The following is a 24668-nucleotide window of genomic DNA, read 5'->3' as shown; positions in this document are numbered from 1 at the left end:
AAACCCATTTTACCTTTTGTTCTGGTTCAACTAACGTGATTCCATGCTTATTTTTGAGAATGGATCGATTGCTCAATACCATTCGGCACTATATTCCGCTCTCCTCAGCCGACGAAGCCATCATTGCCACCTTAGTTCGCCAACTCAACCTGACCAAAGGTGAACATCTGCTGCAGATGGGGCAGGTATGCAAAAACGTCTTCTTTATAGAGAAGGGCCTGGTTCGCTATTATGCCAGTATCGAGGGAGAGGAGAAAACCAGTTACTTTAACAAAGAGGGCGAATTTGTATGTGATTACGCCAGCTTTCTGCCTCAGCAGCCCTCCCGCACCAATATTCAGGCCCTGGAAGACGCTACCGTCTATAGTATTAGCCAAGCCAATATGGACCGGTTATACCAACAGGTTGAACAGGGGGAACGATTTGGACGGCTGGCCATCAGCGAGGTGTTTGTGAGTGCCATCCACCAGATCAACTCCCTTTACACTGACCCACCCGAGCAGCGTTACCAAACCTTTCTGGCCAAGTTCCCCGATATAGCTCAGCGCATTCCCCAATATTATATTGCCTCCTACGTGGGTATCAAGCCCCAATCCCTGAGCCGCATTCGAAAACGAATGGCCCAGTCGCATTAATTAACCTGGGTGAACGAGGGGCTGTTTTTTAGGTGTGAGCTTTGTGGTCATAATCGATCACGACAATAGCACTATGAAAACACAACTGGCATCGGCCCCCTGGGGCTGGCAGTCGGCATCCTCCTGGATGATCCTGCCCATCGCGCTGGGCATTCTCTTCATCGGTCTGCGGTTTATGCTGGCCCCACAGATCAGTATGGACGATTTCGGGATAGGGTCTTTTACGGATTCAGGTCTTGCCTACGGACGCATTAAGGGAATACGCGATATTTTTTCGGGAATAGCCCTACTGGCTTTATGGTTGAACCGGATGAAGCAAGCGACCGCGTACGTGTTTACGGCTGCCACCATCATTCCCTTTACGGACTGCTTGCTGATCTACCAGCAGAACGGAGTGGACTGGCCCCGGCTGCTGGTTCATGGCGGTACGGCCGTCTACATGATCATCACGAGCTTTTTTTTATTCAGCAATACTAAACAAGCAATCGCCTGATGGATGCCTTCACATTACGAGCGGTGTTGCTCGTGCTACACCTGTCGGGGCTGGTCCTAATGGTGGGCGCCACCCTTACCGAGTGGGTCGTGTTTCGCTCGTTTGTCAGCCTGTTGAAGCAGGAGGATCAGGCAGCCCTCAGTCTTTTTAGCCTGCTGTCGGGTCTAGGCCGGATCTTATTAGCCGGTGGGGTCGTTTTGTTACTTTCGGGGATCGGTCTGACGATACTCAGTGAAGGCGTCTATTTACAGCAGTTCTGGTTGCAAGTAAAACTAGGTCTGATCTTGCTGCTGCCGCTGAACGGGCTGCTGGTGGGCAGTCCACAAATGAAGCGGTTAAGCAAAAGCCTTTTATCTGAGGGCATTGGTCTACAGGTAGCAGGCCACCCTGCGGTTAGGAGGCTGACTAAGTTTCACACGGTTCAACTGCTGGTGTTTCTAGCCATTATCATTCTGGCTGTCTTTAAATTTACGTAGCCTGCCAAAGCCTAACGATGGCCCACCATTAAGGTGTACGGTTCGTATGTTAAGCCTGTTTACCTGGAGAATGAACCCGTTGATTAATCAAAACAAATTGCGTTACGATTGATCTGCGGGCGTCAGAACAGGCCAGTGGGGAATCGCATTCGTATGCAAAACTATAATCTCAAAAAACGCTCCTACGTGAGACGAGGGAGCGTTCATGTGTCTGTTTCAATATTGGGGCGTTTTACGAGCCATTAGATTTGGAGGGATTTGTCAGGCGAAGTCCCATTGACACAGCGGAAGACCAAAAGGGAGTTTAAGAGTTATCTGTTGAATTTATTTAAATAGGGGAAGTATTTTATCTTCAATGTAGCCTGCGCGGTTATTGTTTGTCAGGATAACATATCCGCATTTCTTATCTTTATTAAATGCCATACTACATGTAAAATCACCATTGTTTCCGCTATGAAAAAACAGATCGCCGTACTTGGTTTTATATACTGAAAATCCAAGTGTCCAGGCTGACGTACTATCACTGAGATATACATGACGGCGGAGCATTTCTTTCAAGGAGGTTGAAGTCAGTCCGGTTCCCTTCATTGTGCCGATCATAAATCTTGCGTAATCTGCAGCATCGCTATGCAGCCCACCGGCAGCACTGAATTCCTCGAATTTTTTTAGTTCTCCCTGCTTATTTATTCCTTTTTCATTCTGCCGATAGCCAAAAGACTTATGGTTTGCGATATAATCATTCCAGCCAAATCGGGCATGCCTTATGCCCTGCCTACTATATTACAAACAAGGCTGCTTTGAACTTAAAATAGCGGCATTAGCTGTTGCAAAAGTCTGAATATGAAAAACTAAGGCTACTGATGCACATGACATATTCTTTTAAAACGCTCCCTCTTGATCTCAAGAGAAGTTCATGTATCTACGCCATTAAGCGTTTTAAAAGCAGTATGTGATTTGGTATGTACGTTCCTTGAAGAAGGAATTCAAGTATAAAGATTTAGTTTATAGCGGGTTAGCTTATTGGTATGGAACAAAACATACGAATGTTGGATACCCCCTACTCAAAGTTTTGTTCACCAGCCCACTTTGCTGATACAATAAACGAACGCCAGTCTAGTGAGAGTTACCAAATTCACCCTGACCGACCTACTATAACCTCTGCTTCATCTTAAACTGTCATCTGCTCGGGCCGCCCGTATATCATTTCAGACGATGGACGTAAGTTTATGTGTCTACTTTTTGGGCGAAATAGCCATCAAGCCGTTATTGCTCTACGATATCATAATCCGTAACCAGACCATCGGCCGTTACGTGAATTATGGCCCAATGCTGCCCCTTCTCGTTCAGTAATTTGTAGTGACGTATCTGGGCAACTGGACTGCCGTGTCGTTCAATTCCTCGCCCTTTTACGTCTTCTAATCCAATAAACATAATGGATTTAAGACCTGCCAGCTCCCCAACTCCTCCGGCAAAATCATGTTTGGCACCAGCCGATAGCCCCACTACGTCGTCAAGGGATTTGTTGCGCTGAGCAATTGATGTTAGAACGGTTTCAATTGTGCCGGATCGGGGTCTGGCTTAGCCGTCATGTTTCGGAAAAGTGGGCCTATACGAGCTATTTTCCGTTCTTCTTTTTCATTCATCCTGAAAAAACTCTTCGTTACGTTCCCTTTGGCATCCGGCGAGAAATAAGAGACGCGTCACGAATTCTCCATTAGTCTACCAGCCTGGGCGTTCCAGGTAGCAACTTTATGACGTAACCAGATAACCTTACGTCTGGTCAGGTCTATTCTGTGAGAACAAGAAAAATACGTGATTTTGTCACCAGAACAAGCGTACATTCGGTAGTAATTGTACACTACTAACGGTTTCGTGTTATTTTGCATAACACAACCACCGCTCTAACGTATCAATATCCGTTTTTATGTTTAGTCTCGTATTAAGTGGGCCACTTTCCATCCTGATGCTGCGGTGGTACCGCAAATTTATTGATATGCCCAATCGGCTACCCGAATGGAACCGCTACGTCGATAAGTTTTGGGTGTTGTTTGGCGTTTCTTTTGCTATTGAGGCCGTGTTTTCGTTGCGAGACGAACTGCTGGGCAGTGCGTTTGTGCTTGTCGTTCTGGGGTTTGTGGTCGTAACCTTGCGGGAGTTGCAGCCCTACCAGCCCGCCCGACTATTATTGCTGGGAGTGTTCCCCGTTATTGGCTACAGTGTTGCTTCACTGTTATTGGCAATCCTGAATCTGAAGTTATCAGGAATTGTTGATGGCATACTTGACGCGACGGGATTGTTTGTTACGCTCTGGCTCGGTACGTTTGTTTTTCTGGCCAATCGGCAGAAGAAAAGTGATGAGGAGCTGCTGCAAAAACGGCAGGAAGAAATCGCCCATACGCGCAAGATTGAAACCCAGAATACGGAGCTGGAACAGCTAGTATATGAACGTACGGCGGAGCTTCGGGGCCAGAAAGAAGCATTGCAGCAAACATTAGAAAATTTAAGAGCCGCTCAGAACCAGCTCATTCAGTCTGAGAAAATGGCTTCATTGGGCGAGCTAACGGCAGGAATTGCTCATGAAATTCAGAATCCGCTGAATTTTGTCAATAATTTTTCGGAGGTATCCGTCGAACTGATCGATGAACTGAAGGAAGAACTGGAAAAGCCAGACATTGATGCGCAATATATCCTTACCCTTGCTGACGAACTTAGTCTGAGCCAGCAGAAAATCCATCATCACGGCAAACGGGCCAGTGCTATCGTAAAATCCATGTTACAACATTCGCGGGCAACGAGCGATGAACGCGTACCGATTGATGTGAATGCCCTTTGCGATGAGTACATGCGATTGGCCTATCATGGATTGCGGGCGAAAGATAATAGCTTTAACTGCGAGCTGATCACCGAATTTGATCCCAAAGTTGATAAAATTATTGGGGTAGGACAGGATATTGGCCGTGTGTTGCTGAACCTGTTTAACAACGCCTTTTATTCCGTATCCGAAAAGAAAAAACAGCAGTCTGGCGACTATAATCCCCAGGTTAGCGTAGTAACCCGAGCGCTGGGCGACATGGTTGAAATACAGATTCGGGATAACGGACTGGGTATCAAACAGGAGATGCTCGACAAGATCTACCAGCCATTCTTTACCACAAAGCCTACGGGTGAGGGTACGGGGTTGGGCTTATCGCTTTCGTATGATATTATTACCAAAGGCCACGGTGGCTCGCTGGAAGTCAGCACGAAAGAAAATGAGTTTGCTGAATTTATCATTACGCTTCCCGCATCTGTTGGATTACCCGTATCTTAGAGTAGTAAATGGTAGATTCTAGATACGTAGCAATCGACAGTAGCGTAACGAGCTACACGTTTTTTTTAACCAACCAAGTGAGTTTACTTCGCATGAAGTAGACGCTCCCGTTATCAGTTATGAGCACAAAAATTCTGGTGGTCGATGATGAAGCCGACCTGGAATTACTAATAAAGCAGAAATTCAGACGGAAAATTCGCGAAGGTGTTTACGAATTTATGTTTGCTGGCAATGGGAAAGAGGCTCTAACCAAAATAGACGAAAATCCTGATATTGAGATCGTTCTGTGCGACATCAATATGCCCATCATGGATGGCTTGACCTTACTGGCAAAAATTCCCGAACATAATACCATTCTAAAAGCAGTAGTGGTGTCGGCCTATGGCGATATGAACAACATCCGAACGGCCATGAATCGGGGGGCTTTTGATTTTGTGATGAAACCGGTCGATTTCTCTGATCTTGAAATCACAATCGAAAAAACCATCCGTCAGGTCGAGCAGGTGCGCGAAACCATTCAGGCTATTCAGGAGAACAATATCCTGAAGATGTATGTCGATGAAACGGTTATTAATTTCATGGCCCGGCCCGAGTTTGAAAATACGTTGATGGCCAGCGAAACCGTTGAAGCTACCGTAGTCTTTTTCGATATCTGCGGGTTTACAGCTATTTCGGAGAAAATGCCTGCTGTTCAGGTTGTTAATCTGCTGAATACGTATTTCGACCAGATGGTCAAGGAAATTATTGCGCAGGGCGGCTACGTCGACAAATTTATGGGCGATGCCGTAATGGCCGTTTTCCGGGGAAGTCACCACATTGACCGTGCTATCGACGCAGCTCTGGCCGTTCGTCAGCAGATTCAGACGAATCAGCAGGAAGAAAGCGAAGGGGTACTCTTTCAGCCCAGCGTATCGACGGGTATAAATACCGGCGAAATGGTATCGGGTAATATTGGCTCTATTTCGCTGAAACGGCTTGATTATACCGTCATTGGCGATACGGTTAACGTAGCGCAGCGGCTTCAGGCTATTGCCAAACCCAATCAGATTGTGATTAGTGAGCAAACGTATGAACGAATCAAGGAATCGTTTCAATGCGAGCGGGTCGGCGACGTAAATCTGAAAAACAAATCCAATGCGGTTACGATTTATGAAGTTTTAGCCTAGCTCTTAAAGTAAGTACGTATGGATTATCAGGCTGCAGAAGCGTACATTCTGGAATTGTTGCGAGCTAATTTGCCCGATACCTTGTATTATCATGGTATTCATCATACGCTCGACGTAGTGCAGGCTGCTGAGCAACTGGCTGCTGCCGAGGGAGTGAGTGATGATGAGTCGCTTGCCTTACTACGTACGGCGGCCTGCTTTCATGATGCCGGTTTTCTGGGAGCCTATCAGGGGCATGAGGAGATGGGGTGCGAGATCGTTCGCGAAGTTTTACCCGATTATGGCTTCCAGTCCGACCAGATCGAACGGATCTGTTCCATGATTATGGCAACAAAAATTCCGCAATCGCCGGATTCTCATCTCGCCCAGATCTTGTGCGATGCCGATCTGGACTATCTCGGCCGCGACGATTTTGAGCCAATTGCCGATTCGCTTTTTCGCGAGCTGAAAGCGCGTAATCTTATCGCTGATCTCCCGGCATGGAACCGCGTACAGGTTAAGTTCCTGGAAAATCATCACTATTGGACGGCGTCCGCTATTGCCTGGCGACAAAGCGAGAAGCAGAGGCATCTGGATGATTTAAGGGGGATTCTGGAATCGGATAACTAGGCTTAAACCGACGCCGACAAATCGCGTAGCACCTCGTTTTGCCGACGGAGCCGCTGGCAAAGTGCCCGGACAATATTCTGCAATACTTCACCCCGTTCTTCCATAAGATCGTAAAAATCTTCCTGATCGATTCGGAAAGCCAGCACATGTGTCAGCGCAATGGCACTAGCCGATCGTGGTTCGGCATCCAGTAGCGCCAATTCGCCAAAGAAGCCCCCTTTGCCGAACGTAGCGAGTTGCTCCGTTCCGTCGTAGATACCCACTTCGCCGTCATAAACGATAAACAAACTCGTTCCGGTTTCGCCTTTCTTGAAAATTTCCTGCTCTTCGTGATACGTTACTTCGTTCATGATCTGAGCAATACTGCTCAATACGTTCTCGGGCGTGCTGGCGAACAGAGAGGTTCGTTTAAGAGCATATATGCGGTCGACGATTGAAATTTGGGCAGTTTGATGATTGTTCATAGTCGTACGGCTGGTTAGAAGCTGCTGACGGTCTGGGTTATTTTGTGGCAGTTGCGCAACCACCGTCAGCGCACTTTCCCGTATGAGCGGGTTCGATGAGTCAAGAAAATGGTTGAGCGAAGTTGTCGACACGGCATCAACAGAAATGCTACGTAGGGCAAGGCTAATGGTCCAGTCCGAAAACTTGGTGTTGCCCTGCTGAATAATATAGCGCCGAATGGGTTCCGGATCAGCCAGCGGTCCGTTAAACTTGGTCAGCAATCGTAGCTTCTCGGCAACGGGCATATCATCGACCAGCGTTTGCAGGCTGCGGTACGTAGGTTGTGGAATCAGGTTGTCGAGCATTTCGAGCGCATTTGCCTTACGATCGCGGGCTGCATGTAAAACTCCGCGTTGTGCATTCGCAATAGTCTCTGAGCCATATAGTTGCGTCAATAGGCCGAAAATACGCTGGATGAGTAAGGTTAACTCATACTCTAGGCTGGCAACCATAGCGGGGTCTTCTTCGCCGTCGATACCAGCAATCAGGCGTTGGGCAAGTTGCCACTCTTCGTTCAGAAGGTCTTGAAAACGAGATGATTCGGCTTCAATTGGATCAAAAATGCGTAAGGCACGTAACGCGGAAGCGCGCCAGAATAGATTGGGTAATTCCGCCAGCTCAATTAATAATTGCCGACTGTCGGGACTAGCGATACGTTCGCAAATTAGGGCTATCCGCTGAATAAAAGCCTGACTAACGTGCGGATGGATAGTTGCCCGAAGATAGGGTAAACTGGCTGATCCATTGCTGATTAAGCTTTGCAGCGCGTCTCGCCAAAATATCGAAGAGGTCAGTAATTCAACTAGTTTCGGCGTTAACTGTGGGCTAACTACAGTACTCATGGACCGAACAGCGGCTTGTTGCAGTGATTTAACCGGACTACTCAGTGCCTGTTCCACCAGGATATACTGCGCCACATTATCTAGAAAAGGCAGGAGTGCTAAGGCGGCCTTCTGCTTATCGACCTCAATAGCAGTTGCCAGAGCCGATAGCTGCTGTTGAGCAACCGTATCAGCGGATTGAACTTCCAGACGGCCCTGAATAGTGCCGATTCGGATACATAAATCCGTTTGCTGCCAAAGGTTGTCGAGCAGTTCGGGGGGCGTTTGGGGGTGCCTGGCCAACCAGCGTGCGGCTGTTTGACGTAGCGTTGACTCGGTATCTGTTGTTGCGACGTGATGTAAAACGGCAGGCTCCAACTGGGTCGATAGGGTACTCAATAGGCTGGTACGAACCAGCTTGTCCTGATGCTGAAGGAGGGTGCTCGATTGCGCGACTAACGTATCGGGTTCATTCGTTTGTAGCCATTCGATCGCGTTAAGCACATCGGCCGTATGGGTGCTTTTCAGGTTGTCCAGAATAGCTTTCCGGGCTGTTGTTGGTACCAGCAACTCATCGCTGGCCAAAAATCGACGCTCCAGGGCATTTTTAAGTGCATCCAGGTAAGACCGGTACGTCCGATTCAGAAAAAAGAGTGCCAGACTCATCAGTAAGGCAATCCATACGAAGGGTAACCAGCTCGGCAGGGCGGGCGAGTGGTGGAGGCCAATAAACAGCAAACCCGCCAGTGCCATACCCAGCGGCTCGTAAAAACCTTTGACCAGCGTATGGCCTTTCAGACGAGTTTGGGGAGAAAGAGGCTGGAAAAGTACCAGGAAAATAGGATCGAAAACGGCCCGGCGTAGTACCTCAAGCAGAAGATATAACCCGCAGAAATAGATCAGTAAGCCGGTTTCGGTTGTGCCCATCTCGTGCAGCAGAACAAAAACGACCACGCTGAGCAGTCCGGCAATTGGCAATACGGCCAGCGACCAGCGAATACCCATCCGTTCGAAGGTTTTCCAGGAAAAGAGGAGTTTAAACACCATCGCCGACAGGTACGTAAGCACGAGTACCGTACCAATAAATTTCATGACGTCTTCCTGATGGTGGAATTTCTCCTTGACGTTCACAAAAAAGAAATACTCGATGCTGGTAACCACGCAGGCAATGGCTGCTAGGCTGATACACATGGAAAAAACCAGCTCACTGCCACCAAATAGCTGCCGGATTAACGATGGTTGCGGACGGCGATGGAGTTGCATTCGAGCGGGAGCGACATCTACTACGTGTGCTTTTACGGTAAGCGAAAACACATACATGGCCGACAAAAAGGCTCCGAATGCAATCAATAGCAGGATAAACAGCTCGGCGTGAGCATGTACCAGTACTGACAGAAGAGCACCAAGCGCTTTGGCTGGCATATCGCCCGAACTGATGATGCTGAATAGCCGCTTACTCTGGCGAACGTCGAAAACAACCGCCGAAGCCCCCCAGAACTCCAGATTGGTAAGTAAATAAATGGCTCGATAACCCGCCATAATGGCAACCGCAGCCACCACCGAATGGCCCAGCCAGACAATGGCTCCCATGACGAACGTGAGGATTACCACCGCCAGCAGCACTCGAATGGCCAGCCGTTTCAGTAGTAAGTGGTGTTCGTAATACGTGTAGATTCGTCCAACGGCCATCATGGCCAGGGCAGCTACGACGTAAGCAATGGGTAGGCTGGTTAGTGGGTGATTTTCAAGCAGGATAACATTGGCCGCTACGTAGACCAGGATGTTGCCAATGCCCAGAAAGAAATTGTGCAGAAAAAAAAGCCTGACTATTGACGTTTCGGTAGAACGAACACCAAGGAAACGATACAAGGTCTGAGCAGCTGTCATTCGTTAAGGTAAATAACGCAAAATTAACCCATCAAACGCCCGTATCGTTCAGCGGTAAGTCTCTGAAAAACGCTACGTTAGGCTACTCGCCTGACCGCTCACCAGATTATGAGCTACTTTTCGCTGGATTGATTGATGCCAGATAATCGATAGCGTTAACGGCCGATGGGACTGTAAAATAACACAAAGTTGCCATTATCTCGGTATGGATAAGGACGCGAAAAATGCTTATGAACCCGCTAATTGGGCGATTTTAGCCTTCAGTTCTGTAAAATCAAGGGGTTTGCTTAAGAAATCGTTAGCTCCGTCCTGCATGGCCTGTTGGTAACTTGGCTGGTCGCCATAGGCCGTAATCATCATGATTACAGGCGGAGGAGGGAGCGTATACATAGCACGAATACGCTTAAGCAGTTCCAGGCCACTCATGCCCGGCATATTGATATCCGACAGGATTAATAAATTATTACTTCCTTCACGAGTAAGAAAATCAAGTGCTTCCTGAGCTGAATGGGCAAATGTAAATGTCATCGCCCCACTTCGGATTTCCCGGCGAAATCGCTGCTCAAACAAAGCTTGTACGTCGGGTTCGTCGTCAACAACTAAAAGATTCATGGAAAAGGTGGCAAAAAAAGCCTGTTTATCTGCTAAGGTACACTTTATTGACTCATACGCGGTCTGGGAAATGGGTCTACATCCATTCCCAGGCGCTTTGGTAGGCATTGAGCTGTTCGGAATACGTAATGAAATCAGCGTAAAAGGCCAGATTCGCCAACGTAGCACTGTCGCCCACAATAATTAATTTCTTGCGGGCACGGGTCATCGCTACGTTCATACGCCGGATGTCAGAAAGAAAGCCAATGTCGCCTTCGGCATTGCTACGTGTCATGGAAATATAAACGATATCCCGTTCCTGTCCCTGAAAACTATCGATCGTATTGACCGAAATTTTGTCGCCATATTCCTGTAAATCAGCGGATTGGGCTACTTGTTCTTTCAGGATAGCAATTTGCTGTTTGTAAGGCGAAATGACAGCTATGGTGGGAAGGTCCGCCTTGGCGTAGCGACTACGTACATCAGTAGTAAGTTGCGTTAAATGCCTGATCAGCAGGCTGGCTTCTTCCGGATTGGTTGAGCTTGTCCCGTCTAGCTTTTCATCAAATCCACAACCGGCCGTATCGACAAACACCAGCGACGTATCGCCATCAAACAAGGAGTGGCGGGCCACTGACGCATGAGCCTTCACTTTGTTCTGATAAAACACCTGTGATGAATAGCCCATGATGTGTTCGTGCATTCGATACTGTTCATCCAGCAACGTAACGGCTTCTGGGTGCAAAGCCACACACTTTTCAAATAATGTTGTATTTAGTCCGTTTCTGGCGGCCTCCGACGATTTAATGGTGGGTGGCAACTGGCAATGATCGCCAGCCAGTATAAGCTTTTGGGCTTTCAGGATAGGTATCCAGCAGGCCGGTTCCAGGGCCTGACCGGCTTCGTCAATCACCACGGTATGATACGTTAAAGCGCGTACGGTGTGATGATTGGAACCAACCAGCGTAGCGGTAATGACCTGTGTTTTAGCGATAATGTCGTCAATGACGTATTGTTCCGTATTGGCCACGTCTTTCATAATTCGGTGGGCTTCATCGAACAAGGCTTTACGCTGTTCCCGTTCGGCTTTTCCGAAATTACGCTTGTATTTGTGCGCCATGTTGCGGAATTCGTTGGCTTGCTTTTTCAGCTTTTTAGCCTCTTTCATGGCGCTATGCTCACTCATTTTATGCTCCAGCGTGAGTGCCATTAGTCGTTCGGAAACACGCGCCGGATTGCCGACCCGTAAAACGTTGAGCCCTTCATCGTTGAGTTTTTCGCTAAGCAGGTCAACGGCCGTATTGCTGGGGGCAACGACCAGAATTTTCTTGTTATCCTGCTTATGGAGCGCTTTGATCGCCTGAATCAACGTAGTGGTTTTGCCGGTGCCTGGCGGGCCATGCACGATAGCTAGCTCGTTGGCCGTAATTATTTTTTCAACGGCTGAGACCTGACTCGGATTGAGTGTCGGTACTAGTAGGGGAGGGGTTTCCGTATGGAAGGTCGGTGATTTTTCGCCCGTCAGAATACCGATTAGCCGATTGTCCGGTTTTTCGCTGAGGGTGTTGGCCGCTTTAAGAGCCTCTTCCATCTCGTCGTAGCTATTGTCGTCGAAAAGGGCCTCGACACCCAGCTTCCCATCGCGCGACCAGTCGGGGAGTTCATCGGTACGTAACGTTATTTTTAATCGGTTACCACTTTGATGCGTTACGGTGCCTTCGACACGATCGTTTTTGGGATCGTGATTGCTGAATAAAACGGCGGGTATTCCAAAGCGAAGCTGGTGCTGGATGTCCTGATGAGTTGTTCGTTCAACTTCTACGGTCAGGTAGTCGCCCCGGCCTAGTTCAGATCCTCGGATAGCGATCGGATACCAGGTCAAACCATTGGCCCGACGGTCGGCAATCGATGTAGATTCGGTGAGTTTACGGTATTGATTACGATCTTCTTCCCGTTCGACTTTTAGTAAATCAAGCAGATTTTTAAAATAATCCATTGACAAAATTAACGACTTCGACCCTAATCATGCTGGTTTTAACGCGCGATCAATGCATAAATCAGTACGCTCCTGATGCTGTCCAGCCGGATAATTATACGAAAGTTTTCAATTGTTGACTTACTTATTGATGCTTGGATCGTCTTAAGGACGATTGTCTTTTGGCGGGAAAAAGGGCCATTTGGGACCTTTTTTATTGGATTATTTTTAATGATGTGGTATTGATGTAGGCTGTACCAGGGCAGAATCTTTGAAAATAGACCTGGGTGCTAATACATTTGCTTCAATTTATTCTTCTAAAAATTCAATGTTTAGATTTTCAATGAGAACTTTTGTACGATTAGCGTACCTACTGGTTTTCCTGATCGTTAGCACCGTTTCGCTAGCGCAGCAGATTACCGTGTCAGGTAAAGTCAGTTCATCGGACGGAGCAGCGCTTCCGGGGGTAAGTGTACTTATAAAAGGCACTACTATTGGCGTTCCTACTGATGCTCAGGGGACGTACACAATTAAAGTACCAGCTCAGAGTTCTGTACTGGTATTTTCTATGATCGGAATGATGGCGAAAGAGGTTACGGTGGGGTCGCAGACAGCGATCAACGTAACGTTAGACGACGACTCCCGTGCCTTGTCTGAAGTGGTTGTGGTTGGTTATGGAACGCAGCGTAAGCTGGACGTAACGGGTGCCGTTGCGCAGATCAAAGGCGATGATATTATTAAACAGCCGTCGATGAATGCGGTAAGTGGTTTGCAGGGTAAAGTGGCCGGTGTGCAGATTAATAACTCGGGTAAGCCTGGCGAAGCACCTCAGATTCGGATTCGCGGTGCAGGTACGGCTTACGGCAGTGCAAACCCACTGTATGTGGTGGATGGGGTCTGGTTCGATGATATCAGCTTTCTGAACTCGGGTGATATCGAGAGTATGAACATTCTGAAGGATGCTTCAGCTCAATCGATTTATGGTGTTCGGGCGGCCAATGGCGTTGTGCTCATCACCACCAAAAAAGGGAAATCGGGCCAGGCCGTAGTTAACTACAATGGCTTTGTCGGTTATCAGAAAGTGACTAACCCGATCAAAATGGCCAATGCCAATGAATATGCTACGATGGTCAATGAATTAAGTACCATCAACGGTGGCAAGCCTATTCTTGATCCGGCGCAATACGGTCAGGGAACGGACTGGTATCGGCAGATACTACGTAACGCGCCCATTACGAACCATCAGCTATCGATCAGTGGGGGTACCGAAAAGTCGACGTATAATTTGTCACTGGGTTATCTGTATCAGGATGGTATTGTGGAACGTAACAACTTCAAACGGTATACCGCTCGTCTTCAGAACGATTTTCAGGTGCTGAACAATCTAAAGGTTGGCTATACGGCAACCGGTGCCTTCAGTTCGTCGCAGGATGAGGCTGGTGGTATTTTCCGTCAGATGTATGCCGCTGGACCCGTAGTGCCCGTGTATTATGCCGATGGTACGTATGGCGATCCTACCGATTACAATCTGGGCGATGGCAATAACTTCAATCCACAGGTGACTGTAGATTTCTACAATCAGATCACCAAGAAAACGCTGCTGACCGGTAACATATACGGCGAGTTGACTATTCTGAAAGGGCTGACATTTAAGAGCAGCTTTGGTGGACGTTACTCGCAGGATGAAACCCGTAGCTATACACCGGCCTACGTAGCAACGTTCAAACAACGTAACACGACCAGTAATCTGGAGTTTACGCGCCCACAGGCTCGTTACTGGATTCTGGAAAATACGCTGACATACACCAAAGAGATTGGCGATCATAATTTTACGGCACTGCTTGGTCAGTCGGCACAACGGGACCAGTCGTATAAGTTAACGGCTTCGGCTTTGAACGTACCCTATACCCGCGAGGGCGATTTGTATCTGGCGCTGGGTAATGCTGACGGCCGTAACGTTAAGGATGAAGGCGATCTGGCAACCTATGCGTCGTATTTCGGTCGCGTGAACTACTCGTTTCAGGATCGTTACCTGATCAATGCTTCGTTACGGGCCGATGGTTCATCTAAATTCTATCAGGGCGGCAATGCCTGGGGTTATTTTCCATCGGTTGGCGTCGGCTGGGTAATCAGTAGCGAGCCATTCATGCAAAACCAGCGGATTTTCGACAACCTGAAATTCCGGGCCAGTTGGGGTAAAATTGGTAATGCGTCGGTGCCCTCTAACCTGTCTACACTGACAGTTGCCAACGGAGGTGACCTGGCGGCTTTCTTCGGCGGACAACTATACACCGGAGCGAGCATCAACTCAATTATTCCGCCGGTTACGTACTGGGAACGTGGTGTCGGAACCGACATTGGTCTGGAAGCCGCCCTGCTGAAATCGAGACTGACGGTTGAACTGGATTACTATATCAAAGAAACGCAACAGGCAATCTTTGATATTCCAGTACTTAGCTCAATTGGTACGTCGTCGAGCCGGATTATTGGCAACCAGGCTACATTCCGGAACAGAGGATTGGAAGTTGCCTTAAACTGGCGGAACACCATCAGCAAAGATGTTTCGTATAGCATCGGTGCCAATGCTGGTCTGAACAATAACGTAGTGCTTGCCGTGTCGTCGGGGGCTAACCCAATCTATGATGGTGGGGTTGGTCTGACGGGTGGTGCACAAGCAACCCGCACCCAGGTGGGCGATCCAATCGGTTCGTTCTATGGCTACATTGTTGACGGTATTTTCCAGACCGAAGATGAGGTAAAAGCGTCGGCTCAGCCAAATGCGAAACCGGGCGATTTCAAATACCGAGATATTAGCGGCACGAACGGAACGCCAGACGGCGCCATTACTGGATTGGACCGGCAGGTGATTGGTAACCCAAACCCCAAATGGACGTATGGGATCAACACGAATCTGACGGTTAAAAACTTTGACTTAACGCTGGATTTTCAGGGCGTCGCTAAAGTGGATATTTATAACGCCAACCTGGGCTGGCGCTACGGTAATGAAAACTTCACGAAGGATTTTTATGATAACCGTTGGCACGGAGCCGGAACATCCAATACGTACCCGTCCGTCAATATCGGTGGTGGCCAAAACTACCTGCCTAACTCGTTTTACGTTCAGGATGGAAGCTATTTCCGGGTTAGAAACGCGCAATTAGGCTATACGTTCGCTCCTGAGTTGACTCAGCGCCTGAAACTTAAAAAACTTCGGGTTTACGCCAACGCGCAGAACGCTTTTAACTTCTTCAAGTACAAAGGACTTTCTCCCGAAGTGCGCGCTAACGAAAACAAACCAACGCAGGCGGGTATCGATGCCAACGTATATCCTTTGTCGGCAACCTACAATTTTGGCGTCAACGTTACTTTCTAATTACGGCATAATCGAATGAAAACAATAGATCACAAAATTAACCTCCGTCAAATCGGTTTGTATGCCGGATTGGCTGGATTACTTTTCTTTCCATCGGCCTGTAAGCAAACATTTCTGGAAACTGATCCGCAGGGTAAGGAAGCCAGCGTCGTTTTCTGGACGAGTGAAGAAGATGCCACAAAAGCGGTCAACGCCATGTATGCAAATTTGCGTGGCTGGAATAATACGGCTTTTGCGCCCATCGCGCTGGAAAGTGTAGGTTCCGACGAAACAGAAAAAGGGAGTTCGGCCTCCGACGCTACGTTCTTCAACGATTATGACCGCTTTACGGTTGGGTCGAGTGACGGCCAGTTAGGTGGTTTCTGGTCTGGTCAATATCAGAATATCAACTACGCCAATCAGGTACTTGATAATATTCCGAAGATTTCGATGACGGAATCGCTGAAGGCCCGCTATCTGGCCGAAGCGAAATTTGTGCGGGCGTATTCGTATTTCCGGTTGGTTCGGGCTTTTGGCGACGTACCGCTACGGCTGCACCTACCCGCCAGCGCTGCTGAATATAACCTGCCCCGGACGCCCAAAGCAGACGTTTACACGGCCATCGAGAAAGATTTGACGGAAGCCGCGCAGGTGTTGCCCGTAACCTATCCGGCTGCCGATGCCGGACGGATCACCAAAGGAGCTGCGCAGGCGTTGCACGCCAAAGTATCGATGTATCAGCAGAAATGGCAGCAGGTGTTTGACCTGACCAATCAGGTTATGACATCGGGTCGTTACGCCTTGGTAAGCGATTTCGAGAAGTTGTTCCGACTGGAAAATGAAAACTCCTCGGAATCTGTTTTTGAGATTCAGAATGAACTCGTTCTCAGCAATAAAGATGCGTCTAACTCGCAGTATTCGCAGGTTCAGGGTGTGCGTGGGGTAACTGGTGGAGGCTGGGGCTTCAACGTACCGACGCAGGAGCTGGCCAATGCGTTCGAAGCGGGTGATCCACGGCGGGATGCTACCATCATTTTCCGGGGCGAAACAACACCAGAGGGTGATGTCATTCCGCCGGTAGGCGATAACCCGATGTATAACCAGAAGTCGTATGTTCCGTTTAAGCTTTTTGTTAGTGGCTTCAATGAAGGGGCTCAGCAAAATGTACGGGTTATTCGTTACGCTGACGTATTGCTGATGAATGCCGAAGCAGCCAATGAACTGGGTAATTCAGCGCAGGCACTGGCATCACTCGAACTGGTTCGGGCGCGGGCGCGGGGTACCAGCACCACCATCCTGCCTAAAATAACCACCACCGATAAGGCTGCGCTACGTACCGCTATCTGGCAGGAGCGTCGGGTAGAGTTAGCCATGGAGTTTGACCGGTATTTTGACGTAATCCGTCAGGGACGCGCGGCTACCGTGTTTGGACCAAAAGGGTGGAAAGCCAATAAGAACGAAGTATGGCCAATTCCTCAGACAGAAATTGATCTGAGTGCTGGTTTACTGGTGCAAAATCCTGGCTATTAATAGCTCACTATTTACTATGGAACTGTCTGGTTGCTTGCTCTACAAAAGGGCTGGCAATCAGATCGGTCCTACCATAAACTGACCGAATTATCCATGAAATTGATACAATCCAAGGCAACACTTTTGCTGGGAGGCTTATTAACCATGAGCTTGTCTGGCTGTTATGAAAAATTCGACCCCAAGAGCTATGCACCCGCTCTGTCGATTGGCGGATTCTCCTCATCCAGTGAAATTGGTAAGGCGAATCTGGTTGGCTATTGGCCTTTCGATGGTGACTATACCGACAAGGTGTCGAACAAAGCGGGTACACCAACGGGTACAACCTTTGTCAATGGCCTGAAAGGTCAGGCGATGAAAGGTGCCCAGAAAGGCTATATGCTATTTGATCCGACTGATGCCATTCTAAAAATGCAAAGCTTCACACTAGGCTATTGGGTAAATAGTCAGTCGACAACGGCTGCCGGTGGTATCATCGGTTTGGTGGGCTTATCGCAGAGCAACGGATTCTGGGGAAATATCGAAACCTTTTTTGAGAACGGTGGCTCAGGCAACGATGGGATCTTTAAGGCTCATATTCAGAACGGGAGCAAAGATGCCTGGGTGACAAAAGAAGGCATTATTAATCTATACAATTCCTGGAACCATATTGCGCTGTCGTACAATGCCGCTACGTCGACGTTTACGTTATACGTCAATGGCAATAAAGCTGCTACGTCGGCGGTAACGAATTTCGGCGCTTTAGCCTGGAATAAACCCGGTAAAATGGTATTTGGTACGGTCCAGTTTCAGACCGACCCCAGTCTGACGAGTGAATCAACGAGTCAGTCCTGGGCGAGTTATCTGACGGGTGCGTTGGATGAAGTTCGGCTTTATAATGCCGCGCTGACCGACGACCAGATCAATGCGCTCGTAAAACTTGAATCGAGAGGCAACTAAGCAGGAATCATTTACTGGTATTCATAGAGCAGAAGCACAACGGTGCTTCTGCTTTTTTTGTCGGAAGTCACGGTGCTGTTTATTCCAGAAACTGTAGCTGGCATGAAAAGCAATCCGCTGCTATCCTGATACGTATTTTGCATTGAGTAGATACGTAATGTATTGATGATATAGTGAAATTTTATTATGAATTACTGGTAATAAAAAGTATTAAAGATTGATTTGGTGTAAAAATTCAATAGTTGTTTCTATACTTGTCAGCTGTAGTTTAACTCGTTAATAGAGCCAGGCCGCCATTTATATACAACCTGAATACCCATCCATGAAATTTACCTTCCTGTATCCCTCAAAATGGGCTTTTTTATTTACGCTGTTAGGTTATTGGTCGCTGGCGGTAGCGCAGCAAAAACCAATTCCCAAACCCGAAGAAACGCTTGGCTTTCCGGTTGGGGCCGATTTCAAACTGGCTACGTATGAACAATCACTAGCCTATTTTAAAAAGCTCGATGAGGCCAGCGATAAGTTGCAACTGGTTTACGTTGGCGAAACCTCCGAAGGCCGACCCTGGTACTTTGCGCTGATTTCGTCTCCGCAAAATCTGGCCAACATCGACAAATACCGTAGCATCGCCCAACGTCTCGCTCACCCGGATGGATTGACGGATGAGGAAGCGAAAAAGCTTTCTATAGAAGGCAAACCGCTGGTCCATATCGACGGTGGTTTACACGCGACGGAAGTGGCAGGAGCGCAGCATACGATTTCGCTGGCTTATGACATGATAAGCAAAGCCAATGATCCGAAAATCAAAGCCATTCTGGATAATGTCATTCTCTTACTCTGGCCTTCGCTCAACCCCGATGGGCAAACAATGGTGGGCGACTGGTACGCATCAAACGTAGGAACGCCCTACGAGATCGCACCAACGCCGTTTTTATATCAGAAATATGTAGGTCACGATAATAACCGCGATGCCTACATGTTGAACATGATCGAGTCGCGGGTGGTTGAACGGACTTGGCGGGACTGGGAGCCTAACATCATTTTTGTACACCACCAGACATCGCCTTTTCCGACCCGTATCTGGTTACCTCCTTTTGCCGAACCCATTGCTCCGCAAACACCACCCATTATTGCCCGCGAGGTGAATATGATTGGCATGGCTATGGCGCAGGCGTTGGAAACAAACGGACAAAAAGGCGCTACGCACATGGGCACGGGATTCGATGCCTGGTATCCGGGATACATCGACTTTATGCCCGTTATGCAGAATATTCCAGCGTTCTGGACTGAAACAGCGCTCTATAACTACGCAACGCCCCACTTTTATACCGTCCGTGATTTCCCGAAAGACAAAAACGAATTTCGGATCGAATCGCTCTATTCCAGCCCCTGGCCGGGTGGCTGGTGGCGTATCAGCGATGCCATTGCGTACATGCAGACGGCTTCATTAGCTACCCTCGATTACGCGGCTAAATATGGTGACGTATTGTTGTACAATCGCTATCAGGCTGGACGTAACACGATTAGGAAATACGAGCAGGAACCTCCATATGCTTATTTTATTCCGCAAAAACAGCGTGATCCGGTACGTCCCGTCGAATTGTTACGTCGGTTGGCGTTCCACGGAATTCGAATCGGCCAATTAACCAAAGAGGTAGCGTTTGACGGACGTACGTATCCGAAAGGGACGTGGGTGATTCCCATGAATCAGGAGTTTGCTGAGCTGACGAAGCAATTGATGGATGTGCAGTCGTATCCTGATCTGCGTGAATTTCCCGGTGGACCGCCCGAGCAGCCCTATGATGCCGCTGGCTGGACTCTGCCGCTGCAATTTGAACTAAACGTAATACCGGCCACCACCCCGCTTACTGCCGACGTAAAAGGGGCGATTCAACTGATTAGTGCGACGGCTAAGGACTGGCAGAAAGATGATAAAAAGGATGCTACGCCAGCCGATTTTGTGGGTGGTATTGGCTTCGATACCAATCCCGTTTCAGCGGCTATCAAAGCACCCGAAGGACGTATCACTGGCTCGGGAACGGTGGCTCTCGTTAGTCCGGCCGAGAATAATGCCTTCAAAGTAATCAGTCGTTCGCTGAAAGCGGGCGGCACGGTTAAATTTAACAAAGATAATCAGCGGTATGCCATCAGTGGGGTAAGCAAAGCATCGTTGGAGCCATGGACTAAGGAACTGGGCGTTACGTCCGAACTGACCACGAATACAGCCGGAGCTGTTGTGAAACCCCGTATTGCCCTCTACAAACCCTGGACTGCCAGTATGGATGAAGGCTGGACGCAGTGGGTGCTGGAACAGTTTGAGGTTCCGTTCGCGACCATCAGCAATGCCGATGTGCTGGCGGGCGACCTCAGTGATCGGTTCGATGTGATTCTACTGGCCTCCGACCGCCCGCAAACGATAAAGAATGGGTTTGTAAAAGGCATGGTACCGCCTGCCTACGAAGGTGGGCTTGGCGATCAGGGCGGAAAGAATCTGTCTGCTTTCGTTAGCCAGGGCGGTACGTTGGTTTGCCTGAATGCAAGCTGCGATTTCGCCATTGAAGCATTGCATCTGCCCGTCAAGAATGTAGTGGCTGGTGTTGCCCGGAAAGACTATTTTACGGGCGGCTCATTGCTGGAAGTAGAAACTGATCCAACACATCCGGTCATGGCTGGTATGCCCTCCAGAGCTGTTGTTTTCGTAGATGGAAGTCCGGTTTTTGCTACGTTAGATGGCTTTAAGGGGCAGGCACTGGCCAAATTTGCGCCAACTGGTTCGCCGTTACGGTCGGGTTATATGCTCGGCGAGAAATTTTTGCAGGGATACGCGGCTTCACTGGACGTACAGCACGGTAAAGGACATGCTATTCTGATTGGCTTCCGGCCGCAATGGCGTGGGCAACCGCTGGGAACGTACCGGGTTTTGCTTAATTCGGTACTGTATGGTGGTGATGTGTCCAGAGGGAAATACGGAACACCTGATTTCTGGAAATCAGCGGGTACAGCAGGCAAAGGAAAAGAAGATGAGAAAAAGTGATCTATAAGCCTGTAAACCAGTAGTAATTTGCTAGCTTCGTACCCGTACCCAACTAATCAAGTAGCAGCATGTTAACTAAACCATTACCTCGCCTTTATCTGATCGTTTTAGGCCTGCTAATCGCTTTATCAGCAGCACAGGCATCTGCTCCGCTGGCAACAATAAGCCAGCTAACCGCCGATTGGCAGCGTGCCAAAGAGTACACGAAAGAATACCTGGATGCTATGCCTGAAGATGGAGTGAATTATAAGCCAACGTCGGAAATTCGCAGTTTTGCCGAGCAGATGCTTCATCTGGCCAACGCTAATTATAATTTTGGCGCTTTAGCCAGTGGAAAAGTAAATCCAATGCAGGGCAAGAAATTAGAAGAAATGGCCGATCTAAAAACGAAAGTTGCCCTTACCAAAGCAGTTATGGATAGCTACGATTTTGTGATCGATGCTGTAAAAGGTATGAGCGATGCCCAATTAGGCGAATCCGTGAAAATGGGGCAGCGCGAAATGACCAAAGAAGTTGTTCTGGCAAAAGCATTTGAACATCAGACCCACCATCGTGGTCAATGCACAATTTACATTCGCATGAAAGGTGTTAAGCCACCTAATGAAAAATTGTTCTAGCTGTAACAGATAAGCCCGGCTTGCCGGGCTTATCTGTTACGTTGGATGCCATCCAGGAGGTAGTCCAATCCGTTCAGCTTAATTTCGTACATAGTACGTAGCAACATACCAAGTTTTCCCGCCGGAAACCCCTCTTTAACAAACCATTCCAGATAGGATATTGGTAACTCCCGAATCAAACGGCCTTTGTATTTACCGAAGGGCATTGGATAATGGAGTAGTTCTTTCAGCAGATTAGTGTCGCCCTGAGCTTCATTCATAGACACAAGGTACGGACAGATTTCTCACAATCGGCAAGAGAAACTTTAGAAACAACCTGAATTCGATGGGAGTTATCTATAGTATAGGCCGCTCTGTTATTCCGTAATGCTTAACAGTAAGCGAGTTATCACTACACGTTCATGAAACCCTTATCAAAAATCCAGGTACTATTTGGATTGGCGGTAGCTCTATTTCTGATGCAATGTCAGAATGTAGATACGCAGCCACCCAAAAAAGAAGGATTCGATCCGCCGATTCCTCCCAAGATTTCTTATCTGGCAGGGCCTATTACGTTCCAGTTGAACGAATTAGAAGCCAAAATTAATCGGGAGTTAGACCCTGTATTGGTCGGTAAAGATTCAAAGGGCGGGAAGGCCGGAGGCATTGTATCGTTTAGAGTCGAACGTTCGGGGCCGGTGCATATTCAATACGAAAATCAGCAAATCAAGTTTTCGGCTCCCCTGCAACTGTGGCTGATCAGTCCTTTCGGGAGGGATAAACAGCCGCCAGATAAGCCGTTTTGTGCGCTACACGTAAATTTTCAGAGTCCACTGAGCGTTACGTCCGACTGGCGACTTTCCAGCGATGTTAAATTTGTTGATTATCAGTGGATCATCGAGCCAGAAATTCGATTGCTGGGTAAGGAGATTTCATTAACCAATTTTGCGCAGAATATTCTCGAAAAACACCAGTCGAGCATCGAGCAGGCCATCAACTCGGCCATCTATAACGATTTGCGACTTGATAAAACCGTGAGCCCAATCTGGCGGGATATTCAAAAACCTTTGTTACTCAACAAGGAATACGGCTTATGGCTCTTGCCGAAGCCGATGAGTGTGGCTGCCAGCCCGATAACAGGTAACAGTAAGCAAATAACGACGCATCTACGTATTGCTTTCGAAACCCAGACGGAGTTAAAGCCAAAAGAACCTACTCATCCAGACGTTCCGTTGCCACAACTCCAGAAGCGCGATACGGTATCGCAAACGGCCCAGCTAAGTGTGGTCAGTTTTATTCCTTATGCGGATATTAACCGTACACTGGCTAATTATCTGGAAAAAGAGCCGCAAAAAGTGGCGATGGGGCTGTTGAAAATAAACAGCGCGTCGGTGTATGGTAGTCAGCGGATGGTAGTCGTCAAAGCGGGGGTAAGCGGTCTGATTGATGGAACATTGTATCTGCGCGGACGACCGGTGTTCGATACGCTTACGAATACGCTGAGCGTCACCGATCTGGATTTCGATGCGAAGACAGATAATGCGCTATCAAAGTTATCTAATTCATTGATCCATAAAGGTATATGTAAACTGCTGGAAGAAATGTTAACGATCCCGTTGGGCAGTGAAATCAAGAAATTGCCTGAACGAATCAACGAGGCTTTCGAAAAAGGACCGGGTAAAAAGACAGATTTGGGTATTAAATCCTTCCGGTTCGTGCCGCAGCGCGTGGCCGTCCGTCCCGATGGTATCCAGGCGCTGATTCATGTGGAGTCGAACGTATCAGTTCACGTACAAAAGCTTTAATCGGCTTTACTGATAAATAAGAAAGTAGCCTTACTTTCGTTTGTGAGACTGTGAACGTATATGGGGCGCTGGCTGCCTGATTGCGGTTCAACGGAGATAACTAAACCTACTAACTGTATGATTTTCCTGATCGGTATATTTGTGCTGCTGGCCGCCTGGTTTATTTGGCAGAAATGGAAGCAGAAAAAGCAAGATGCTTTGCCTTTGCCAGCCGATTATCCGGCACTGTTGCAGGAACATGTTTCCTACTACCGATCCTTAAGTGATAGTAAAAAACGAGAGTTTGAAGAACGCGTTCGCCTTTTTCTGAATCGTACTAAGGTGGAAGGCGTCGGTATTGCCATTGATGATGTCGATAGGGTGCTGGTTGCCAGCAGTGCCATCATTCCAATTTTCGGATTTACAGACTGGTACTATCCGCTTACGGATGTTCTACTTTATGAAGATCGGTTTAACGATGCCTACGAGACAACGGGCGACGATCGGACTATTTTAGGAATGGTAGGCGAAGGGGGAGCCTTGCAAAGTACCATGGTGCTGTCGAAACCGGCCCTTCATGAAGGATTCGCCAATGAGACTAGTAAGGGCAATACGGGCATTCATGAGTTTGTTCATCTACTGGATAAAGTGGATGGCGCTACGGATGGCTTACCGGAATATTTGCTGGATAAGAGCCATATAAAGCCCTGGCTAGAGCTTATTCACAAGAGCATCAACGATATAAAAGCCAATCACTCCGACATTAATCCGTATGGAATTACAAACGAAGCGGAGTTTTTTGCCGTCGTGTCGGAATATTTCTTTAAACGCCCTGATTTACTGGAGGAGAGACATCCTAAGCTGTTTGCGAGACTGGAGGAAATATTTCATCAGAACCCAATCGCTCCGGATAAAGAAGTAGAAGGCTGACGTTTCTAGGTTAGATAAACAGGTCAAAATACTTCTCTA

The 24668-nt window shown here is 48.1% G+C and carries 19 protein-coding genes; 13 read left to right on the top strand and 6 right to left on the bottom strand.

The features are described from left to right. Positions 1-59: 59 nt before the first annotated feature. The 3 genes from GK108_RS16115 to GK108_RS16105 all read left to right on the top strand — a co-directional run bounded on the left by GK108_RS16115 (position 60) and on the right by GK108_RS16105 (position 1604). Positions 60-635 carry a Crp/Fnr family transcriptional regulator gene (locus tag GK108_RS16115; protein ID WP_163950479.1) on the top strand — a complete coding sequence of 192 codons (576 nt, stop codon included), beginning with the start codon at positions 60-62 and terminating at the stop codon, positions 633-635. 73 nt (positions 636-708) lie between these two features. Then, complete coding sequence (locus GK108_RS16110; protein ID WP_163950476.1) at positions 709-1128, top strand: DUF4267 domain-containing protein; 420 nt, start codon at positions 709-711, stop codon at positions 1126-1128. Then, positions 1128-1604 carry a DUF2214 family protein gene (locus tag GK108_RS16105; protein ID WP_163950473.1) on the top strand — a complete coding sequence of 159 codons (477 nt, stop codon included), beginning with the start codon at positions 1128-1130 and terminating at the stop codon, positions 1602-1604. The genes GK108_RS16110 and GK108_RS16105 overlap by 1 nt, the downstream gene beginning before the upstream one ends. Positions 1605-1928: 324 nt before the next feature. Here the strand turns inward: GK108_RS16105 and GK108_RS31555 are convergent, their stop codons facing one another. Further along, positions 1929-2369 carry a serine hydrolase domain-containing protein gene (locus GK108_RS31555; protein ID WP_163950621.1) on the bottom strand — a complete coding sequence of 147 codons (441 nt, stop codon included), beginning with the start codon at positions 2367-2369 and terminating at the stop codon, positions 1929-1931. Positions 2370-2867: 498 nt separating this feature from the next. Continuing rightward, the gene (locus GK108_RS16095; RefSeq protein WP_163950471.1) at positions 2868-3107 is read right to left on the bottom strand and encodes a hypothetical protein; all 240 of its coding nucleotides are present in this window, start codon (positions 3105-3107) and stop codon (positions 2868-2870) included. A 421-nt stretch (positions 3108-3528) separates the two neighbouring features. Here GK108_RS16095 and GK108_RS16090 point away from each other — a divergent pair, with 421 nt between their 5' ends. From GK108_RS16090 to GK108_RS16080, 3 genes are all read left to right on the top strand, one after another. Then, on the top strand, positions 3529-4914 hold the full coding sequence (locus GK108_RS16090) for a sensor histidine kinase (RefSeq protein ID WP_163950469.1): 1386 nt from the start codon (positions 3529-3531) through the stop codon (positions 4912-4914). A 119-nt stretch (positions 4915-5033) separates the two neighbouring features. Further along, positions 5034-6080: an adenylate/guanylate cyclase domain-containing response regulator gene (locus GK108_RS16085; protein WP_163950467.1), complete on the top strand. Its 1047-nt coding sequence runs from the start codon at positions 5034-5036 to the stop codon at positions 6078-6080. Positions 6081-6098: 18 nt separating this feature from the next. After that, positions 6099-6689: an HD domain-containing protein gene (locus GK108_RS16080; RefSeq protein ID WP_163950420.1), complete on the top strand. Its 591-nt coding sequence runs from the start codon at positions 6099-6101 to the stop codon at positions 6687-6689. Between the two features lie 2 nt (positions 6690-6691). On the opposite strand, the gene GK108_RS16075 is transcribed toward GK108_RS16080, so the two are convergent. The 3 genes from GK108_RS16075 to GK108_RS16065 all read right to left on the bottom strand — a co-directional run bounded on the left by GK108_RS16075 (position 6692) and on the right by GK108_RS16065 (position 12488). Continuing rightward, positions 6692-9901, bottom strand: coding sequence for a cyclic nucleotide-binding domain-containing protein (locus GK108_RS16075; RefSeq protein ID WP_163950417.1), 3210 nt, complete (start codon positions 9899-9901; stop codon positions 6692-6694). A 228-nt stretch (positions 9902-10129) separates the two neighbouring features. Then, positions 10130-10513: a response regulator gene (locus GK108_RS16070; RefSeq protein WP_163950410.1), complete on the bottom strand. Its 384-nt coding sequence runs from the start codon at positions 10511-10513 to the stop codon at positions 10130-10132. Between the two features lie 76 nt (positions 10514-10589). Continuing rightward, positions 10590-12488 carry an AAA domain-containing protein gene (locus GK108_RS16065; protein ID WP_163950407.1) on the bottom strand — a complete coding sequence of 633 codons (1899 nt, stop codon included), beginning with the start codon at positions 12486-12488 and terminating at the stop codon, positions 10590-10592. Positions 12489-12810: 322 nt separating this feature from the next. Between GK108_RS16065 and GK108_RS16060 the strand changes: the two genes are divergently transcribed. The 5 genes from GK108_RS16060 to GK108_RS16040 all read left to right on the top strand — a co-directional run bounded on the left by GK108_RS16060 (position 12811) and on the right by GK108_RS16040 (position 21936). Continuing rightward, positions 12811-15840 (top strand): SusC/RagA family TonB-linked outer membrane protein, encoded by a 3030-nt coding sequence (locus tag GK108_RS16060; protein WP_163950404.1) that lies wholly within the window; start codon positions 12811-12813, stop codon positions 15838-15840. 15 nt (positions 15841-15855) lie between these two features. Continuing rightward, positions 15856-17349, top strand: a complete 1494-nt coding sequence (locus GK108_RS16055) for a RagB/SusD family nutrient uptake outer membrane protein (protein WP_163950402.1) — start codon at positions 15856-15858, stop codon at positions 17347-17349. A 93-nt stretch (positions 17350-17442) separates the two neighbouring features. Continuing rightward, a complete protein-coding gene (locus tag GK108_RS16050) occupies positions 17443-18285 on the top strand; it encodes a LamG domain-containing protein (protein ID WP_163950399.1) in 843 nt (280 codons plus the stop codon). 322 nt (positions 18286-18607) lie between these two features. Continuing rightward, positions 18608-21319: a M14 family metallopeptidase gene (locus GK108_RS16045; protein WP_163950396.1), complete on the top strand. Its 2712-nt coding sequence runs from the start codon at positions 18608-18610 to the stop codon at positions 21317-21319. Positions 21320-21387: 68 nt separating this feature from the next. Continuing rightward, positions 21388-21936, top strand: coding sequence for a DinB family protein (locus GK108_RS16040; protein WP_163950394.1), 549 nt, complete (start codon positions 21388-21390; stop codon positions 21934-21936). Between the two features lie 29 nt (positions 21937-21965). Here GK108_RS16040 and GK108_RS16035 read toward each other — a convergent pair whose 3' ends face one another. Then, positions 21966-22196: a DUF3820 family protein gene (locus GK108_RS16035; protein WP_163950390.1), complete on the bottom strand. Its 231-nt coding sequence runs from the start codon at positions 22194-22196 to the stop codon at positions 21966-21968. Between the two features lie 141 nt (positions 22197-22337). Between GK108_RS16035 and GK108_RS16030 the strand changes: the two genes are divergently transcribed. Both GK108_RS16030 and GK108_RS16025 read left to right on the top strand, forming a co-directional pair. Continuing rightward, positions 22338-23720 (top strand): DUF4403 family protein, encoded by a 1383-nt coding sequence (locus GK108_RS16030; protein ID WP_163950387.1) that lies wholly within the window; start codon positions 22338-22340, stop codon positions 23718-23720. Positions 23721-23837: 117 nt separating this feature from the next. Then, the gene (locus GK108_RS16025; protein ID WP_163950384.1) at positions 23838-24629 is read left to right on the top strand and encodes a M90 family metallopeptidase; all 792 of its coding nucleotides are present in this window, start codon (positions 23838-23840) and stop codon (positions 24627-24629) included. Positions 24630-24668: the final 39 nt, after the last annotated feature.

The organism is Spirosoma terrae, from assembly GCF_010435915.1.
Taxonomy (GTDB): domain Bacteria; phylum Bacteroidota; class Bacteroidia; order Cytophagales; family Spirosomataceae; genus Spirosoma; species Spirosoma terrae.
Note: the sequence above shows the minus strand (reverse complement) of the source record. Positions and strands in the feature narration are given on the sequence as shown.

Bases quoted from the DNA above. Each gene is read 5' to 3' on its own strand.
- GK108_RS16115 (WP_163950479.1), top strand. From the start codon at position 60: ATGGATCGATTGCTCAATACCATTCGGCACTATATTCCGCTCTCCTCA.
- GK108_RS16110 (WP_163950476.1), top strand. From the start codon at position 709: ATGAAAACACAACTGGCATCGGCCCCCTGGGGCTGGCAGTCGGCATCC.
- GK108_RS16105 (WP_163950473.1), top strand. From the start codon at position 1,128: ATGGATGCCTTCACATTACGAGCGGTGTTGCTCGTGCTACACCTGTCG.
- GK108_RS16090 (WP_163950469.1), top strand. From the start codon at position 3,529: ATGTTTAGTCTCGTATTAAGTGGGCCACTTTCCATCCTGATGCTGCGG.
- GK108_RS16085 (WP_163950467.1), top strand. From the start codon at position 5,034: ATGAGCACAAAAATTCTGGTGGTCGATGATGAAGCCGACCTGGAATTA.
- GK108_RS16080 (WP_163950420.1), top strand. From the start codon at position 6,099: ATGGATTATCAGGCTGCAGAAGCGTACATTCTGGAATTGTTGCGAGCT.
- GK108_RS16075 (WP_163950417.1), bottom strand. From the start codon at position 9,901: ATGACAGCTGCTCAGACCTTGTATCGTTTCCTTGGTGTTCGTTCTACC.
- GK108_RS16070 (WP_163950410.1), bottom strand. From the start codon at position 10,513: ATGAATCTTTTAGTTGTTGACGACGAACCCGACGTACAAGCTTTGTTT.
- GK108_RS16065 (WP_163950407.1), bottom strand. From the start codon at position 12,488: ATGGATTATTTTAAAAATCTGCTTGATTTACTAAAAGTCGAACGGGAA.
- GK108_RS16060 (WP_163950404.1), top strand. From the start codon at position 12,811: ATGAGAACTTTTGTACGATTAGCGTACCTACTGGTTTTCCTGATCGTT.
- GK108_RS16055 (WP_163950402.1), top strand. From the start codon at position 15,856: ATGAAAACAATAGATCACAAAATTAACCTCCGTCAAATCGGTTTGTAT.
- GK108_RS16050 (WP_163950399.1), top strand. From the start codon at position 17,443: ATGAAATTGATACAATCCAAGGCAACACTTTTGCTGGGAGGCTTATTA.
- GK108_RS16045 (WP_163950396.1), top strand. From the start codon at position 18,608: ATGAAATTTACCTTCCTGTATCCCTCAAAATGGGCTTTTTTATTTACG.
- GK108_RS16040 (WP_163950394.1), top strand. From the start codon at position 21,388: ATGTTAACTAAACCATTACCTCGCCTTTATCTGATCGTTTTAGGCCTG.
- GK108_RS16035 (WP_163950390.1), bottom strand. From the start codon at position 22,196: ATGAATGAAGCTCAGGGCGACACTAATCTGCTGAAAGAACTACTCCAT.
- GK108_RS16030 (WP_163950387.1), top strand. From the start codon at position 22,338: ATGAAACCCTTATCAAAAATCCAGGTACTATTTGGATTGGCGGTAGCT.
- GK108_RS16025 (WP_163950384.1), top strand. From the start codon at position 23,838: ATGATTTTCCTGATCGGTATATTTGTGCTGCTGGCCGCCTGGTTTATT.